General features: G+C 69.5%; 13 protein-coding genes. 7 read left to right on the top strand and 6 right to left on the bottom strand.

Annotation, left to right across the window (positions count from 1 at the left end):
- Nucleotides 1-331: 331 nt before the first annotated feature.
- The gene (gene cobN, locus ABZ909_RS06840; protein ID WP_356996723.1) at nt 332-3,967 is read right to left on the bottom strand and encodes a cobaltochelatase subunit CobN; all 3,636 of its coding nucleotides are present in this window, start codon (nt 3,965-3,967) and stop codon (nt 332-334) included.
- Nucleotides 3,968-4,267: 300 nt separating this feature from the next.
- Here cobN and ABZ909_RS06835 point away from each other — a divergent pair, with 300 nt between their 5' ends.
- From ABZ909_RS06835 to ABZ909_RS06825, 3 genes are all read left to right on the top strand, one after another.
- Complete coding sequence (locus ABZ909_RS06835; protein WP_356996721.1) at nt 4,268-4,522, top strand: hypothetical protein; 255 nt, start codon at nt 4,268-4,270, stop codon at nt 4,520-4,522.
- Nucleotides 4,523-4,787: 265 nt separating this feature from the next.
- Nucleotides 4,788-5,987 carry a precorrin-3B synthase gene (gene cobG / locus ABZ909_RS06830; RefSeq protein WP_356996719.1) on the top strand — a complete coding sequence of 400 codons (1,200 nt, stop codon included), beginning with the start codon at nt 4,788-4,790 and terminating at the stop codon, nt 5,985-5,987.
- 160 nt (nt 5,988-6,147) lie between these two features.
- Complete coding sequence (locus tag ABZ909_RS06825) at nt 6,148-6,699, top strand: hypothetical protein (protein WP_356996717.1); 552 nt, start codon at nt 6,148-6,150, stop codon at nt 6,697-6,699.
- Here the strand turns inward: ABZ909_RS06825 and ddaH are convergent.
- A complete protein-coding gene (gene ddaH, locus ABZ909_RS06820; protein WP_356996715.1) occupies nt 6,668-7,540 on the bottom strand; it encodes a dimethylargininase in 873 nt (290 codons plus the stop codon). The two genes, ABZ909_RS06825 and ddaH, sit on opposite strands and share 32 nt — an antisense overlap.
- Before the next feature lie 155 nt (nt 7,541-7,695).
- Between ddaH and ABZ909_RS06815 the strand changes: the two genes are divergently transcribed.
- The 4 genes from ABZ909_RS06815 to ABZ909_RS06800 all read left to right on the top strand — a co-directional run bounded on the left by ABZ909_RS06815 (nt 7,696) and on the right by ABZ909_RS06800 (nt 11,147).
- On the top strand, nt 7,696-8,133 hold the full coding sequence (locus ABZ909_RS06815; protein ID WP_356996713.1) for an Lrp/AsnC family transcriptional regulator: 438 nt from the start codon (nt 7,696-7,698) through the stop codon (nt 8,131-8,133).
- Nucleotides 8,134-8,262: 129 nt separating this feature from the next.
- A complete protein-coding gene (locus ABZ909_RS06810; RefSeq protein ID WP_356996712.1) occupies nt 8,263-8,898 on the top strand; it encodes a precorrin-8X methylmutase in 636 nt (211 codons plus the stop codon).
- Nucleotides 8,895-10,565, top strand: a complete 1,671-nt coding sequence (cobJ, locus tag ABZ909_RS06805; protein WP_356996710.1) for a precorrin-3B C(17)-methyltransferase — start codon at nt 8,895-8,897, stop codon at nt 10,563-10,565. The genes ABZ909_RS06810 and cobJ overlap by 4 nt, the downstream gene beginning before the upstream one ends.
- Before the next feature lie 36 nt (nt 10,566-10,601).
- A complete protein-coding gene (locus ABZ909_RS06800; RefSeq protein ID WP_356996709.1) occupies nt 10,602-11,147 on the top strand; it encodes a PadR family transcriptional regulator in 546 nt (181 codons plus the stop codon).
- 93 nt (nt 11,148-11,240) lie between these two features.
- Here ABZ909_RS06800 and ABZ909_RS06795 read toward each other — a convergent pair whose 3' ends face one another.
- The 4 genes from ABZ909_RS06795 to ABZ909_RS06780 all read right to left on the bottom strand — a co-directional run bounded on the left by ABZ909_RS06795 (nt 11,241) and on the right by ABZ909_RS06780 (nt 15,087).
- Nucleotides 11,241-11,987: a cobalt-precorrin-6A reductase gene (locus ABZ909_RS06795; protein ID WP_356996864.1), complete on the bottom strand. Its 747-nt coding sequence runs from the start codon at nt 11,985-11,987 to the stop codon at nt 11,241-11,243.
- Nucleotides 11,984-12,559, bottom strand: coding sequence for a hypothetical protein (locus tag ABZ909_RS06790; protein ID WP_356996707.1), 576 nt, complete (start codon nt 12,557-12,559; stop codon nt 11,984-11,986). Before ABZ909_RS06790 ends, ABZ909_RS06795 begins: the two co-directional genes overlap by 4 nt.
- A gap of 198 nt (nt 12,560-12,757) precedes the next feature.
- Nucleotides 12,758-13,513, bottom strand: coding sequence for an aspartate/glutamate racemase family protein (locus ABZ909_RS06785; RefSeq protein WP_356996705.1), 756 nt, complete (start codon nt 13,511-13,513; stop codon nt 12,758-12,760).
- Nucleotides 13,514-13,539: 26 nt separating this feature from the next.
- A complete protein-coding gene (locus ABZ909_RS06780) occupies nt 13,540-15,087 on the bottom strand; it encodes an NCS1 family nucleobase:cation symporter-1 (protein WP_356996703.1) in 1,548 nt (515 codons plus the stop codon).
- Nucleotides 15,088-15,155 lie beyond the last annotated feature (68 nt).

The raw sequence follows: 15,155 nt of genomic DNA, 5'->3' as shown, positions 1-15,155 counted from the left end.
GTGATAGAAGAGCCGATTCACCGCAGGGCCCAGCAGGCGCATCCACCGGGATGCGCCGGAACACCGCAACTCGATTACGCATACGCGAGGGTGCGGCGAATCGGGGAAATTCCACATCGAATTATCTGACCCGAGAACGCCTTTGGAACGTCAGCGGGTGACCCGGTGCCTGGCGACGAGTACGAAGTCCGCCTCGAACGCGACACCGGGACGATTCTCATGATCCCCCAAGGACGAGCGCGGGGAAGACCGAGGTGCCGGGGTTGTCCGCCCTTGTCCTGCGCGTCACCCCGGCACGCCGCGACCGATCGAACGGACCGGTCGAATTCGATTACTCCAGTTCGCCTTCGGTTTCCAGGTAGATCTGCCGCAGCCGATCCAGGGTGTCACTCTCGGGCTGTTCCCAGAGTTTCCGCTCCGCCGCCTCCAGCAACCGCTCCGCAATACCGTGCAGCGCCCAGGGATTCGACTGTTCCATGAACTTTCGATTGGTCTCGTCGAAAACATAGGATTCCGCGAGCTTCTCGTACATCCAGTCGGCGACCACATTCGTGGTGGCGTCGTAGCCGAACAGGTAGTCGACGGTGGCGGCCATTTCGAACGCGCCCTTGTAGCCGTGGCGGCGCATGGCCTCGAGCCAGCGCGGATTCACCACGCGCGCCCGGAACACCCGGGTGGTCTCCTCGGACAGGGTGCGGGTGCGCACCGCGTCCGGGCGGGTGCTGTCGCCGATGTAGGCCTCGGGATTCTTGCCGGTCAGCGCGCGCACCGCCGCGACCATGCCGCCGTGGTACTGGAAATAGTCGTCGGAGTCGGCGAGGTCGTGCTCGCGGGTGTCGGTGTTCTTGGCCGCCACCGCGATCCGCCGGTACGCCGTGCGCATGTCGTCCGCGGCGGGTGCGCCGTCGAGGTCGCGACCGTAGGCGAAACCACCCCAGGCCGTGTACACCTGCGCCAGATCGTCGTCGGTGCGCCAGCTCTTGGAATCGATGAGCTGCAGCAGGCCCGCACCGTAGGTGCCCGGCTTGGAACCGAAAATCCGTGTGGTGGCCCGGCGTTCGTCCCCGTGCTCGGCCAGGTCGGCCTGGGCGTGGGCGCGGACATAGTTGGATTCGGCGGGCTCGTCGAGCTCGGCGGCCAATCGCACCGCGTCGTCCAGCAGCGCCAGCACATGCGGGAAGGCGTCGCGGAAGAAGCCGCTGATGCGCACGGTCACGTCGATGCGCGGACGGCCCAGCTCCTCGAGCGAGACGGCCTCGAGCCTGGTGACCCGGCGGCTGGCCTCGTCCCACACCGGCCGCACGCCCAGCAGCGCGAACACCTCGGCGATATCGTCGCCGGAGGTGCGCATGGCCGAGGTGCCCCACACCGACAGGCCCACCGAGCGCGGGTACTCACCGTGATCGGCCAGGTACCGTGCGAGCAGCGAATCCGCCATCGCCTGACCGGTTTCCCAGGCCAGCCGCGACGGCACCGCCTTGGGGTCCACCGAGTAGAAGTTCCGGCCGGTCGGCAGCACGTTGATCAGGCCACGCAGCGGCGACCCGCTCGGTCCGGCCGGAATGAAGCCGCCGTCGAGCGCGTGCAGGATTCGCGAGATCTCGACGCCGGTCTGTCGCAGCCGCGGCACCACCTCGGTCGCCGCGAACCCCAGTACCTTGCGCACCTCGGCCAGGCGAGCCGGGACATCGGTGATCGCGGCCGCGTCGGCGAGCTCGCTGCCCAGCAGGGTCTCGCTGACCGCGTCGATGGAGTCGACATCCCAGTCGACCTCCTGCATGGTCAGCACCAGCTCGCGCGCCAGCTTCTCGAACGCATCCACCCGTTCGCGGACCTCGTCCCCGGATTCGCTGAGCCCCAGCGCTTCTCGCAGGCCCGGGACATTGACCTCGCCGCCCCACAGCTGGCGGGCGCGCAGCATGGCCAGCACCAGGTCGACCTCCGCCTCCCCCGCCGGGGCCCGGCCGAGAATGTGCAGGCCGTCGCGGATCTGCACGTCCTTGATCTCGCACAGCCAGCCGTCGACATGCAGCAGCATGTCGTCGAAGGACTCCTCGTCCGGCCGCTCGGTGAGCCCCAGATCGTGGTCCATCTTGGCCGCGCGCATGAGCGTCCAGATCTGCTGGCGGATGGCGGGCAGCTTGGCCGGGTCGAGCGCGGAGATATTGGCGTGCTCGTCGAGCAGCTGCTCCAGACGCGAGATGTCACCGTAGGTTTCGGCGCGCGCCATGGGCGGGATCAGGTGGTCCACCAGCGTGGCGTGGGCGCGGCGCTTGGCCTGGGTGCCCTCGCCCGGATCGTTCACCAGGAACGGGTAGATCAACGGCAGGTCGCCGAGAGCGGCATCGGTGCCGCACGAGGCCGACATGCCGAGGGTCTTGCCCGGCAGCCACTCCAGATTGCCGTGCTTGCCCAGGTGCACCACGGCGTCGGCGGCGAAGCCCTCCGGCGCGGCCAGCCACCGGTAGGCGGCCAGGTAGTGGTGGCTCGGCGGCAGGTCCGGGTCGTGGTAGATGGCCACCGGATTCTCCCCGAACCCGCGCGGCGGCTGCACGATGAGCACCACATTGCCGAAACGCAGTGCGGCGATGACGATCTCGCCCTTCGGATCCGCGGACCGGTCGACATAGAGCTCGCCCGGCGGCGGTCCCCACGCCTCGATCACGGCCGTGCGCAGATCCTCCGGCAGCGTCTCGAACCACCGCGTGTACAGGTCCGCGCCGATGCGAATCGGGTTGCCCTCCAGCTGTTCGGCGCTGAGCCAGTCCGGGTCCTGTCCGCCCGCGGCGATGAGCGCGTGGATCAGCGCGTCGCCATCGGCCTCTTCCAGGCCCGGGATCTCCCCCGCCGCGCCGAGATCGTAACCGGCGAGCCGCATTTCGGTGAGCAGCCGGATGGCGCTGGCGGGCGTGTCCAGGCCGACCGCATTGCCGATGCGGGCATGCTTGGTCGGATACGCCGACAGCACCAGGGCGACCTTCTTCCGGTCCGCCGGAATGTGCCGCAGCCGCGCATACCGCACCGCGATGCCCGCCACCCGCGCCGCGCGCTCGGAATCGGGCACATAGGTCGACAGCCCGTCGGCGTCGAACTCCTTGAACGAGAACGGCACCGTGATGATGCGCCCGTCGAACTCCGGCACCGCCACCTGCGTTGCCACATCCAGCGGGGACAGGCCGTCGTCATTGGCCTCCCACTGCTCGCGGCCACTGGTCAGGCACAGGCCCTGCAGGATCGGCACATCCAGATCCGCGAGTGCGCCCACATCCCACGCCTCGTCGTCCCCGCCCGCCGACGCGGTCGCCGGCTTGGTGCCACCGGCCGCGAGCACCGTCACCACGAGCGCGTCGGCCGTGCGCAGTTCGGCCAGCAGTTCCGGTTCCGCGGTGCGCAGCGAGGCGCAGTACACCGGCAGCGCCCGCGCGCCCTTGTCCTCGATGGCCGAGCACAGCGCGTCGATATAGCCGGTGTTCCCGGCCAGATGCTGGGCGCGATAGTAGACCACCGCCACCGTCGGGGCATCCGCCGCGACCGGGCGCGAATCCCGTTCCAGCGCACCCCAGCTCGGCATCTCCACCGGCGGCTCGAAACCGTGCCCGGTGAGCAGCACCGTATCGGACAGGAAGTTGTGCAGCTGCAGCAGGTTTCGCGGGCCGCCCGCCGCCAGGTAGTTGTGGGCGTCGGCGGCCACGCCGCCCGGCACCGTGGAGCACTCCATGAGCTCGGCGTCCGCCGCGATCTCACCGCCGAGGGCGACCAGCGGAATCCCGCTGGCGCGCACCGTCTCCAGCCCCGGCTCCCAGGCGCGTTTGCCGCCGAGGATGCGCACGATCACCAGCTCGGCCCCGTCGAGCAGGGCGGGCAGGTCCTCCGGCAGCAGGCGCGCAGGATTGGCGAGCCGGTACTCGGCGCCGCTCGCCCGCGCGCTCAGCAGGTCGGTGTCGGAGGTGGACAGCAGCAGGATCACAGGTTTCAGGCCTTCCTAGGGTGACGCGCCCAGCACGGTTCGGCGCCCGCCGGGAAGGTCTGACTGTCACAGTGGCGCGACCGCACCGGAATTGCACCGGATTCTTCCGTTCGACGAGCTCGCCGATGCTATCGCGCCGGCGGCACCGGCCCGGTATCGCGCCCCGGATCACAGTGCGGCAAAGGCTCCTCCGCACGCCTGCGAGACCAACCGGGCCACACGTACGCTGCCCGTATGCCAACCACTCCAGGATGGGTCAGGCGGAACCGCTTTGCTGCCTGGTCGGGGTACTTTTGCTCATTGGTTGCCTTCGCAACGCTGGCCATGGCCCTCACGGCCGCCGGCTCCGGTCACAGCGAGTGGGCCATGCTCGCCGGCATCATCTGCACCGCGACCATCCTGTTCGGCATCACGGTCATGACCACCACCGTCCACCGCGACCACGTGGACCACCACAACGTCCCCAGCCTTCTCAACGACACCTGGGAAACCACCCCCGCCTTCGCCCGCCGCCGGGGCGCCCCCAAGGCCATCGAACCCCGCCGCATGTGCTGACCCATCCGACCTCCCACCACGATTCCGGGGCACACACCCCGGAATCCTGCTGTCCCGGGCCCGCACTCCGCGCCGCGCTCATCCCCTCCTCGAAAGACCAACCGCGGCTCCGTGATCGATGCTTCTGGTTGGCCACGGACCGACCTGCGCGCAATCCATGCTCAGATCGCAATATCTCTAGATGTGGATACTCAGGAGAGCTGGTCTGTCCTGTTCCCGGCCCGCAGGTGCCCGACCTCGGCATCCTCCGTAGGCTGGGGGCGTCATGACGCGAACCGATCCCGATTCCTGCCCGGGCGTGCTCCGCCTGCACCAAGCAGCCGATGGTCCCCTCGCTCGCATCCGGGTGCCGGGCGGACAGCTCTCCCCCGGCCAGGTGCAGACCCTGGCCGCCGCGGCGGTCGATCTGAGCGACGGCAATATCGAGCTCACCTCTCGGGGCAACGTGCAGTTCCGGCAGGTTCGGGATGCGGCTGCGCTCACCGAGCGGTTGACCGACGCGGGCCTGCTACCCAGCGCGACGCATGATCGGGTACGGAACATCGTCGCCTCTCCGCTGTCCGGGCGGGTCGGCGGGTGGACCGATGTGCATCCGCTGGTTCCGGCGCTCGATGAAGGTCTGCGCGCGCATCCGCGGCTGGCCGACCTGCCCGGCCGGGTGCTGTTCACCCTCGACGACGGTCGCGGCGATGTCAGCGGGCTGGGCGGGGATATCGGTGTGCATGCGCTCGACGAGAACACCTACGCACTCCTGTTGGCAGGCAAGGACTCCGGTATCCGCGTATCCCCTGCCGACGCGGTGGATCTCATGCTCGCTGCAGCGCACGGTTTCCTGGAGCTGCGCGACGGCCAGTGGCGGTTGCACGAGATCCCGGACGGCGGCGCCCGACTGACCGATCACCTGCTGACCATCCGGCCCGGCCTCGACGCGTCCGGCGACCCCCTCGAACTGCCGGTGCGCCAGGACATTCCGATCGGCTGGCTGAATCAGGACGACGCCCGCGTCGCACTCGGCGCGGGCGTCCGCCTCGGCTCGCTGCCCGCCCGTACCGCCGAATTCATCGCCGCCGTCGAGCGTCCCGTCTACCTCACCCCGTGGCGCAGCCTGGTCCTCACCGATCTCGACGAATGGGCGGCCGAGCAGGTGGTCCGCGTCCTCGCCCCGATGGGCCTGATCTTCGACGTGAACTCCCCGTGGCTGCTGGTCAGCGCCTGCGCAGGCAGGCCCGGCTGTGCGAAATCCCTCACCGACGTCCGTTCCGACGCCGCCGAGGCCGTGGACACCGGTCGCGTAGTCCCCACCGGCGCACCACAATTCACACGCGAAGGTCTGGACGCCGGGGAGGTCGTCGCCGCTGGCCGCCAACACTGGTCCGGCTGCGACCGCGGCTGCGGCCGTCCCAAGGGCGCGGTCACCGACGTCATCGCCACGGTCGACGGCTACCGGATAGTCCCGTCCCGGTAGGCCGAGGTCGTCGTCGCCGAGAAAGACCGCACGTCCGGCCCGCATGCCCCCGCAGGCCGAGTTGCCGCGAAGCCCGGGCATGCCGGTGCGGCTCATCGCGCATGTTGGTGCACAGTGGGTTGATCGGAGCAGCGGCGAGTATCGGAGACGGGAGGCGGTCATGGCTGTGCCGAAGCTCAGCGATGAGGAGATCGCGGCGATGTCGGACGATGAGCGCCGGGAGCTGATCCGGCGGCTGCGGCTGCCGCCCGAGCGGTGGCTGCCGCGGCCGGAGGTGGTGCGGGTGCATCGGCGGGTTCGGTTGGCGCTCATGGTCGGCGGCTGTCTCGCGCTGATTCCGTGGATCGTTTACCTGGGGTTCTCGCTGCCGGCGGAGTATCACGCGCGGAACTGGTCGCTGGCCTGGATCGGGTTCGACATCGCCCTGGTGCTGATGATGGCGGCCACCGCCTACCTGGGCTGGAAGCATCGGGTGGTGCTGCTGCTCCCCGCCTTCGGCACCGGGCTCCTGCTGCTCGTGGACGCCTGGTTCGACATCCTGACCGCCGAGGCCGGGGATGTGTGGGTGTCGGCGGGCACGGCGGTCATCGGTGAGATCCCGCTGGCGCTGTTGCAGATCACCGGCGCGGTGATGCTGCTGCGCTTCCTCATCCTGGCGCACCCGCTCAACGATCCGGGGGTCAGTCCGTTCCGGACCCGGCTGCCGTTCTGACCCTGTGCAATTCGAGCGTGCAGCACTTCACGCTGCCGCCGGACTTGAGCAACTCCGACAGATCGATCCCGACCGGCTGGTAGCCGCGGGCCCGCAGCTGCTCGGCCAGGCCGACGGCCTTCTCGGTGAGGAAGACGTGGTAGCCGTCGCAGACGCCGTTGAGGCCCAGCACATTCGCGTCCTCCTCGTCGGCGATGATGGCGTCCGGGTACAGGCCGGCCAGCAGCCGGGCGCTGGGCCCGCTGAAAGCGCCCGGGTAGTAGGCGATGGTGTCATCGAGCACCATGAGCGCGGTGTCGAGGTGATAGAACCGCGGATCCACCAGATCCAGCGAGACGACCGGTAATCCGAAGAACTCCGCCACCTCCTCGTGCGCGCCGGGAGCACTGCGGAATCCGGTCCCGGCGAGGATCCGGTCGGCGGCGATGGCGAAATCGCCTTCGCCCTCATTGGTTTCGCGGGCGGCGGCCACGGCGGCGAATCCACGGGCCGCCATCCACGCGTGGAAGGCCGGGCCTTCCTGTGCGCGTTCGGGATTGGCGAAACGGGCCGAGAGCGCCCGGTCCCCGATGACGAGTCCGCCATTGGCGGCGAACACCATATCGGGCAGTCCGGCAATCGGTTCGATGACCTCGACCCGATGCCCGTGCGCCTCGTACGCCGCGCGCAGCCCGTCCCACTGGGCCAGGGCCAGGGCGCGGTTCACCGGGTCGGAGGTGTCCATCCACGGATTGATGGCGTAGGTGACGTCGAAGTGTTCCGGGCGGCACATGAGGTAGCGGCGGGGAACGGGCCGGCGGGCGGCGGGATCACGGGCGGGCAGCGTGGCTACGGACGTCAACGAGACTCCCTCGGAAGCGGCGCGGACGGGGCTGTCCTGAAGGTAAGTGGCGTACCGTTGTGCTCGAAATAGCGAATCGTTGCGTTTGTATCAGTGCCAACGGCGATTCGTTGCGCAACACACCCGTGCGTGCGCATCATTGCGAAGGGGCGAGCATGGACGACCTGGACCGGCGGATCCTGGCGCACCTGCTCAAGTACGCGCGCGCCTCGTTCCAGGACATCGGCTCCGAGATCGGCCTGTCCGCGCCCGCCGTCAAGCGCCGGGTCGACAAGATGGTGGCGGGCGGGCAGATCACCGGGTTCACCGCGGTGGTGAACCCGGCCGCGCTGGGGTGGCGCACCGAGGCGTATGTCGAAGTCTTCTACCGCGACAACATCTCCCCCGCCGAACTGCGCCGCAGCCTCGAACCCATCCCGCAGGTGGTCGGGGTGTGGACGATCGCCGGTGAGGCCGATGCCCTGGTGCATGTGATGGCCACCGATATGGCCGAGATCGAGGCGACCGTCGAGCGTATTCGCGAGAACGCGCGGGTCGGGCGCACTCGCAGCAATATCGTCATGTCCCGGCTGCTCGAACGGCCCCGCACGTGATCCGGCCCGGCCGTGAACGGTCCACTGTGGCAGCCGAACCCCGTCGTGAGGCGGCTCGAACCCGGTCGCGAGGTGTCGGCACGCGACCCGCTCAGCGCGGCCCCGACGGCGAAATCTAGGGTGGACACCATGTCCGACGTGCGTGCCAGCTACCTCAAAGACGGGGCCGAGATCTATCGGCGCTCGTTCGCGACCATCCGGGCCGAGGCCGATCTGGCCCGGTTCCCCGCGGACGTGTCGCAGGTGGTGGTGCGCATGATCCACGCCTGCGGGCAGGTGGATCTGGCCGGTGACGTCGAGTTCAGTACCGATGTGGTGGCCAAGGCGCGGGCCGCGCTGCAGGTCGGCGCGCCGATCCTGTGCGACGCCAAGATGGTCGCCTCGGGCGTGACCCGCAAGCGGCTGCCGGCCGACAACGACGTACTGTGCCTGCTCGACGATCCCCGGGTACCGGAGTTGGCGGCCCGCATGGACAACACCAGATCGGCTGCGGCGCTGGAACTCTGGAGCGACCGGCTGGATGGTGCGGTGGTGGCCGTCGGCAATGCGCCGACCGCGCTGTTCCATCTGCTGGACATGCTGGACGCGGGTGGACCCCGGCCCGCCGCCGTGCTCGGCATTCCGGTCGGGTTCATCGGGGCCGCGGAATCCAAGCAGGCCCTGGCCGAATACGGCGGCGTCGAATTCCTGACCGTGCGCGGCCGGCGCGGCGGCAGCGCCATCACCGCCGCAGCCCTCAATGCGATTGCGAGCGAACAAGAATGAGCAAGCTCTGGGGTGTCGGGCTCGGACCCGGCGATCCGGAACTGGTGACGGTCAAGGCCGCGCGGATCATCGGCGAGGCCGATGTCATCGCCTTCCACAGCGCCCGCCACGGCCGCAGCATCTCCCGCGCCATCGCGGCCCCGTACATGCGTGCGGGTCAGCTCGAGGAGCACCTGGTCTACCCGGTGACCACCGAGACCACCGACCACCCGGGCGGCTACCAGGGCGCGATCGACGAATTCTACGAGCGCGCGGCCACGGCGCTGGCGGGCCATCTCGCCGCGGGCCGCACCGTCGCGCTGCTCGCGGCCGGTGACCCGCTGTTCTACAGCTCGTTCATGCACATGCACCGCCGCCTGGCCGACCGCTTCGACACCGAGATCATCCCCGGCGTCACCTCGGTCAGCGCCGCCTCGGCCGCCCTGGGCACCCCTCTGGTGGAAGGCGACCAGGTCCTCACCGTCCTGCCCGGCACCATGCCCACCGAGGAACTCACCCGCCGCCTGCGCGAAACCGACGCGGCCGCCATCATGAAGCTGGGCCGCACCTACCCCGGTGTCCGCCAGGCCCTTTCCGACTCCGGCCGCCTCGCCGACGCCTACTACGTCGAACGCGCCAGCTCGTCCCGCCAGCGCGTGCTGCGCGCCGCGGAGGTGGACGAAGCGAGCGTCCCCTACTTCGCGATCACGATCGTGCCGGGCCCCGAACCCGCCACGCGCATCGCACTGACACCCGACGGCGCGCCCGCGTCCTCCGAAATAATCGGTGCCACTACGGATTCCGGTATCGCTGCCGCGACCAACGGCCGGCTGCGGGCCACGGCCGCCGGCAGCCGAGTCGCGGACGGTGTCCGCGCCGCGGCCGCCCACTCCCCCGCGGCGGCCAGCACTGGGGCCGAACCCCGCGCGACGCAATCGGGACAGGTCGGCGAGGTCGTCGTGGTGGGTCTCGGTCCGGGCGCGGAGGTGTGGACCACACCGGAGGTTCGGCAGGCGCTGGCCGAGGCGACCGACATCGTCGGGTACACCACCTATGTGAATCGGGTGCCGGTGCGGCCGGGGCAGCGGCGGCATGCCAGTGACAATCGGGTCGAATCCGAGCGCGCCGGAATGGCTTTGGACATGGCCAAGCAGGGCGCGAAGGTCGTGGTCGTCTCGTCGGGCGATCCGGGTGTGTTCGCGATGGCGGCGGCGGTGATCGAGGAGTCAGCGGATCCGCAGTGGCGGGAGGTGCCGGTGCGGGTGCTGCCCGGCGTGACCGCGGCCAGTGCGGTGGCCAGCCGGATGGGCGCGCCGCTCGGGCACGATTTCGCCATGATCTCGCTGTCGGATCGGCTCAAGCCGTGGGAGACGGTGGCGCAACGGATTTCGGCGGTGGCGTCGGCGGACATGGCGTTCGCCGTGTACAACCCGGCGTCGTCGCAGCGCACCTGGCAGGTGGCGGCCATGCGCGATCTCGTGCTCGAGCACCGCAAGCCGCAGACGCCGGTGGTGATCGGCCGCGATGTGGGCGGCCCGGCCGAGTCGGTGCGGGTGGTGACGCTGGCCGAGCTGGATCCGGCCGAGGTGGACATGCGGACCCTGTTGATCATCGGCGCGTCGACCACCACGGTGTTCGACGCGGCCGGTGGACCCCGGGTGTTCACGTCGCGCCGCTACGGCGACTAATATTCCAATGTAGAACGTAGGCTGGAAGGAGTGCCGGTGCCTGAAGACCATGCTCGACGCCCGCTCAACTCGACGGCCGCGTCCCTACTCGGATTCCTCCACCAGGGCGAACTGTCCGGGTGGGATCTGGTGGCGCTGGCCCAGGACCGCATCGGCGACTTCTGGACCATCACCCAGAGCCAGGTCTACCGCGAACTGGCCACCATGCACCAGCACGGACTCGTGGAGAAGGGTGCGGCGGGCGCCCGCGACCGCACCCCCTACCGGATCACCGAGGACGGCCGGGAAGCCTTCGCCGAATGGATCGCCCGCGATCCCGGCGCGGAGACCATCCGGGTGCCGCTGCTGCTGACCCTCTCGTTCGGCGAGTTCATCGATCCCGAGCGGCTCGAACGCATCGTCGCCGCCGGCCGCACCGTCCACGAGCAGCGCCTGTCCAGCTACCTGTCCGGCCACGACGAGCAGCGCATGTCACCCTACGAGCGGGCCACCCTCGATTTCGGCATCCGCTACGAGCGCGCCGTGCTGGAGTGGTTCGATCGGCTGCCGGAGCTGCTCGACCGCACCAGCCGCCTGTCCTGAGCCGGGGCCGAGGGGCCGCTGCTCCGAACAGGGATCGGCCGGCCCGATCCCGAGCCGGGCCGGTCAGCCTGGTTCCGAGCGGGGTCGGTCGGCTCAGTGTGCCGGACCACGCCGGGCGCGCAGCCAATCCCAGGCCGCCGCAACCGTTTCCACCTGCTCCGCGCCCGCGGGCAGTGGCGGCCGGTCGATCATCACGACCGGTATGCCGAGCTCGCGCGCGGCGATGAGTTTGGCCTCGGTCAGCGCTCCCCCGCTGTCCTTGGTCACCATGACGTCGATGCGCTGCCCGGTCAGCAGTGCGGTCTCGTCGGCGACGCTGAAAGGCCCACGGGCGAGCAGCAATTCGTGATCGACCGGCATCGCCCCGTCGGGCGGGTCGATGGCCCGGATCAGGAACCACGCGTCCGAGTGCGCGAACGCGGCCACGCCCTGGCGGCCGATGGTGAGGAAGACTCGTTTCCCCAGGGCCGCGGCGGCTTCCGCCGCGAGCGCCAGATCCGGAACGCGCATCCACCGATCCCCGGCCTGCTCGGTCCATCCCGGCCGCCGCACGTGCAGCACCGGTATCCCGAGACTCGCGGCCGCGGCCGCGGCATTGGCGGTGATTCCCCCGGCGAATGGGTGCGTGGCATCCACCACGAGCTCGATTCCATTGCCGCGCAACCACTCCCGCAGTCCGCCGACGCCCCCGAAGCCCCCCACACGCACCTCGCCGACCGGCAGCACGGGGTCGCGCACGCGCCCGGCGAGCGAGGACACGATGTCGAATCCTCGCTCGCCCGACGCGATATCGGCGAGTTCCCGGGCTTCCCGGGTGCCGCCGAGAATCAGCGTTTTCAGGGCTGCCCGCTGAAATAGGCCGAGCCCGAGTCGATCAGCGGCTGTCCGCCGGCAATCAGCAGTCCGATGATCGCGCCGGGAATCGCGCCGATCCCGAACAGGAAGGCGCCCAGGATGCCGCCGATGATGCCGCCCAGCGCGGCGTGCTGCAGCTGACCGAAGAAGTCGGCCTGCGAGTCGATGTCCTTGGCGGTCGACACCGGCGCCGAAACCGGGGTCAGCGTCAGCTGGGTGCCCGCGGTGTCGATGGCGGCGGTGAGGCCGTACTGCTTGCCCGCCAGCGTGCCGTTCAGCGGCACCTGGGTCACCACATCGCCGGCCCGGTTCTTCAGGAACACGGTCTGGCTGGCCGCATCCAGGGTGAACTGGCCGCCGGTCACCCGGGTGACGATGTCGTTCGCGTCGGTGAGCGCCACGCTGTAGTCGACGCCCTGCTGGCTGCCGTTCAGCGCCGACGGGGACTGCTCCACCGCCGGAGCGGGGTCGACGGGGACGGCGTAACCGGTGCCCGCGGCGATACCGGTCGCGGCGGCGGCAATGAATGCGGTGGCCACGAACTTTGTGTACTTCATGGAAGTCATCGATCTCCAAATAGTCTGAATCGAACCCGATAACAATCGGGTCACGGGGATTCACACTACCGGTGAGTTACGCACGTTTCACTCTGAATGCCTCGCGCGCGGAGCCGCTTTCATGCCAATGACCCATTTGAGCAGCGCACGGACGCGTGACATTCCCCGCGATATCGCCGGAACGATACCGCGCGAGCGTCAGGCGCGGAGGGTGGACAGGAGCTCGGCAGCGGCTCCCGACAGCGGCCAGCCGGTGACCGCCTTCGGGCGCGGCGCCGCGAAGGTCCGCACCTTGGAGGTCGACAGGCCCAGGGCGACAAGCGATTCCGCGAGCTTGACCGCAGCGCTCACGCCATCCACGACGGGCACGCCGCAGCGCTCGGCGATGCGGCGGTCCAGGCCCGCCATGCCGCCGCAGCCCAGGCAGATGACCTCGGCGCCGTCCTCGCGGACCGCGCGCTCGGCCTGGTCGACGACGGCGACGACCGCCGCCGCCGGATCTTCTTCGAGGGCCAGCACCGGCAGGCCGCTCGCGCGAACGGACGCGCAGCGCGCGTCCAGGCCCGCGAGTTTGAGCCGGTCGGCGATCATCGGCACGGCCCGGTCGAGGGTGGTCACGACCGAGTAGGCATGGCCGAGCAGCATCGCCGTCATGGCGGCGGCCTCGGTGATGTCGACGACGGGGACGTCGAGCAGCTCCTGCAGGCCCTCGCGCCCGTGCTCGCCGTAACCGGCCTGCACGACCGCGTCGAACGGCTCCGGGTAGTTGACGACGGCGTCCATCACGCCGACCGCCGCGAGGTAGCTCTCGAAGTTGCCCTCGACCGATTCGGCGCCGAATCTCGGTGTGAGACCGACGATCTCGGTGCCCTCGGCCGCGACCGCGCGGGCCTGGGCGGCGATGGCGTCGGTCATCGACGCGGTCGTGTTGACATTGACGACGAGAATCCGCATCTCGGATTACCTCCCGGATAGTGGGTTCAGTGGGTGCACTCGACGGCGATCGGCTCGCCCGAGATGTCCTCGAACGCCGCCTTGCGGTCGGCGATCAGGAGATGGATCAGGGCCCCGGATCCGGCGCCGATGAACCACGCGAACGGTGACACCGCGTCGAGCGCGGGAATGAACGCGATGAGCAGCGACACGGCGGCAGCCGGGACGAAGGCGCCCAGGGCGCGCGGATTGACGCCGCCCCGATAGAAGTACGCGCCCGCCGGATCCTCGCTGTAGAGCGCGGGGACGTCGATGCGGCCGCGACGCAACAGCCAGTAGTCGGCCATGATGATGCCGTACAGCGGGCCGAGCAGCGCGCCGAGCCCGCCGAGGAAGTATTCGATGACCGCGGGGCTGTTGTACACATTCCACGGCAGGATGACCAGCCCGATGATGCCGCTGACCAGTCCGGCGCGGGCGAAGTTCAGCTTCCGGGGAAACAGGTTGGTCAGCGCGTAGATCGGTGCGACGAAGTTCGCCATCAGATTCACCGCCACGGTCAGGACCAGCAGCGCCAGCGACGCCAGCGCCAGCAGGGCGGTATTCGGGATGGCGTGCACGATGTCGGCGGGGCTCTCGACCACCCGGCCATCGATCTTGAACTGGCCGCCCGCCATGACGACGACGATGGCACCGAAGAAGAGTACGTTGATCGGGATGCCCCAGAAGTTGCCCCGCACAATCGAACCGGGGCTTTTCGATGCCCGGGTGAAATCACAGAAATTGAGCACGAAGGTGGCGTAGACGGCCACCCACAGCGCCGCCCCGGCGAAGATCTCGTGCCACATGGCGAACCCGGTGAGCGGGTGGTCGACCGACCGGGCGATCGAGCCGCCCGCCTTGGTGAAGACCCACACCGCGAGTGCGGCCATGGTGACGAGGATGACCGGTCCGGCGAACGCCTCGTACTTGCGGATCATCTCCAGTCCCCGCTGCGCGAGGAAAGTCTGTACGGCCCATAGGGATCCGAAGGCGATCCAGCCGAGCGTCGACAGCCCGAGGATCGAATTGCGGTCCCAATCCGCCGCTCCGGGCACGAGCGCGATGATCAGCACGCGCAGCACCAGCGAGGCCAGGTAGGTCTGGATTCCGAACCACGCCACCGCGACACCACCGCGCAGCAACGCCGGAATCTGCGCGCCCCGCACACCGAAGGCGATGCGGGTCATCACCGGGAACGGGACGCCGGTCCGGTAGCCCATGAACCCGGTGATGCTCAGCAGCACGAACAGCAGCGCCGAGCCCAGGCCCAGCGCCAGCAGGATCTGCCAGCCGCCCAGACCGAGTGCGAACAGCCCCAGCGCGAAGCCGTAATTGCCCAGGCTGTGCACGTCATTGGCCCACAGGGTGAAGATGCTGTAGCCCGACCAGCGCCGGCCGGCACGTCGGGTGGGAGCCAGGTCCCGGTTGTAGAGGCGGGTGCTCAGGCCGGGCGCGAAGGCGACGCCGGCCGCGTCCGCCGGGCGGGGATTCGCCGCGATCGCACTGTCACCCACCGGCGATACGAGCCGGGCGGTGTCGTCGGGAACCAGCATGGGTAGATCCTCGATTTCGCATGGCGGAAGGAGTTTTCCAGGACGGGCTGGTCTCCGAGTGTCTGTTG

The sequence above is a fragment of the Nocardia sp. NPDC046763 genome (assembly GCF_040645495.1).
Classification (GTDB): domain Bacteria; phylum Actinomycetota; class Actinomycetes; order Mycobacteriales; family Mycobacteriaceae; genus Nocardia.
This window is presented reverse-complemented; position numbering and strand designations above follow the sequence as displayed.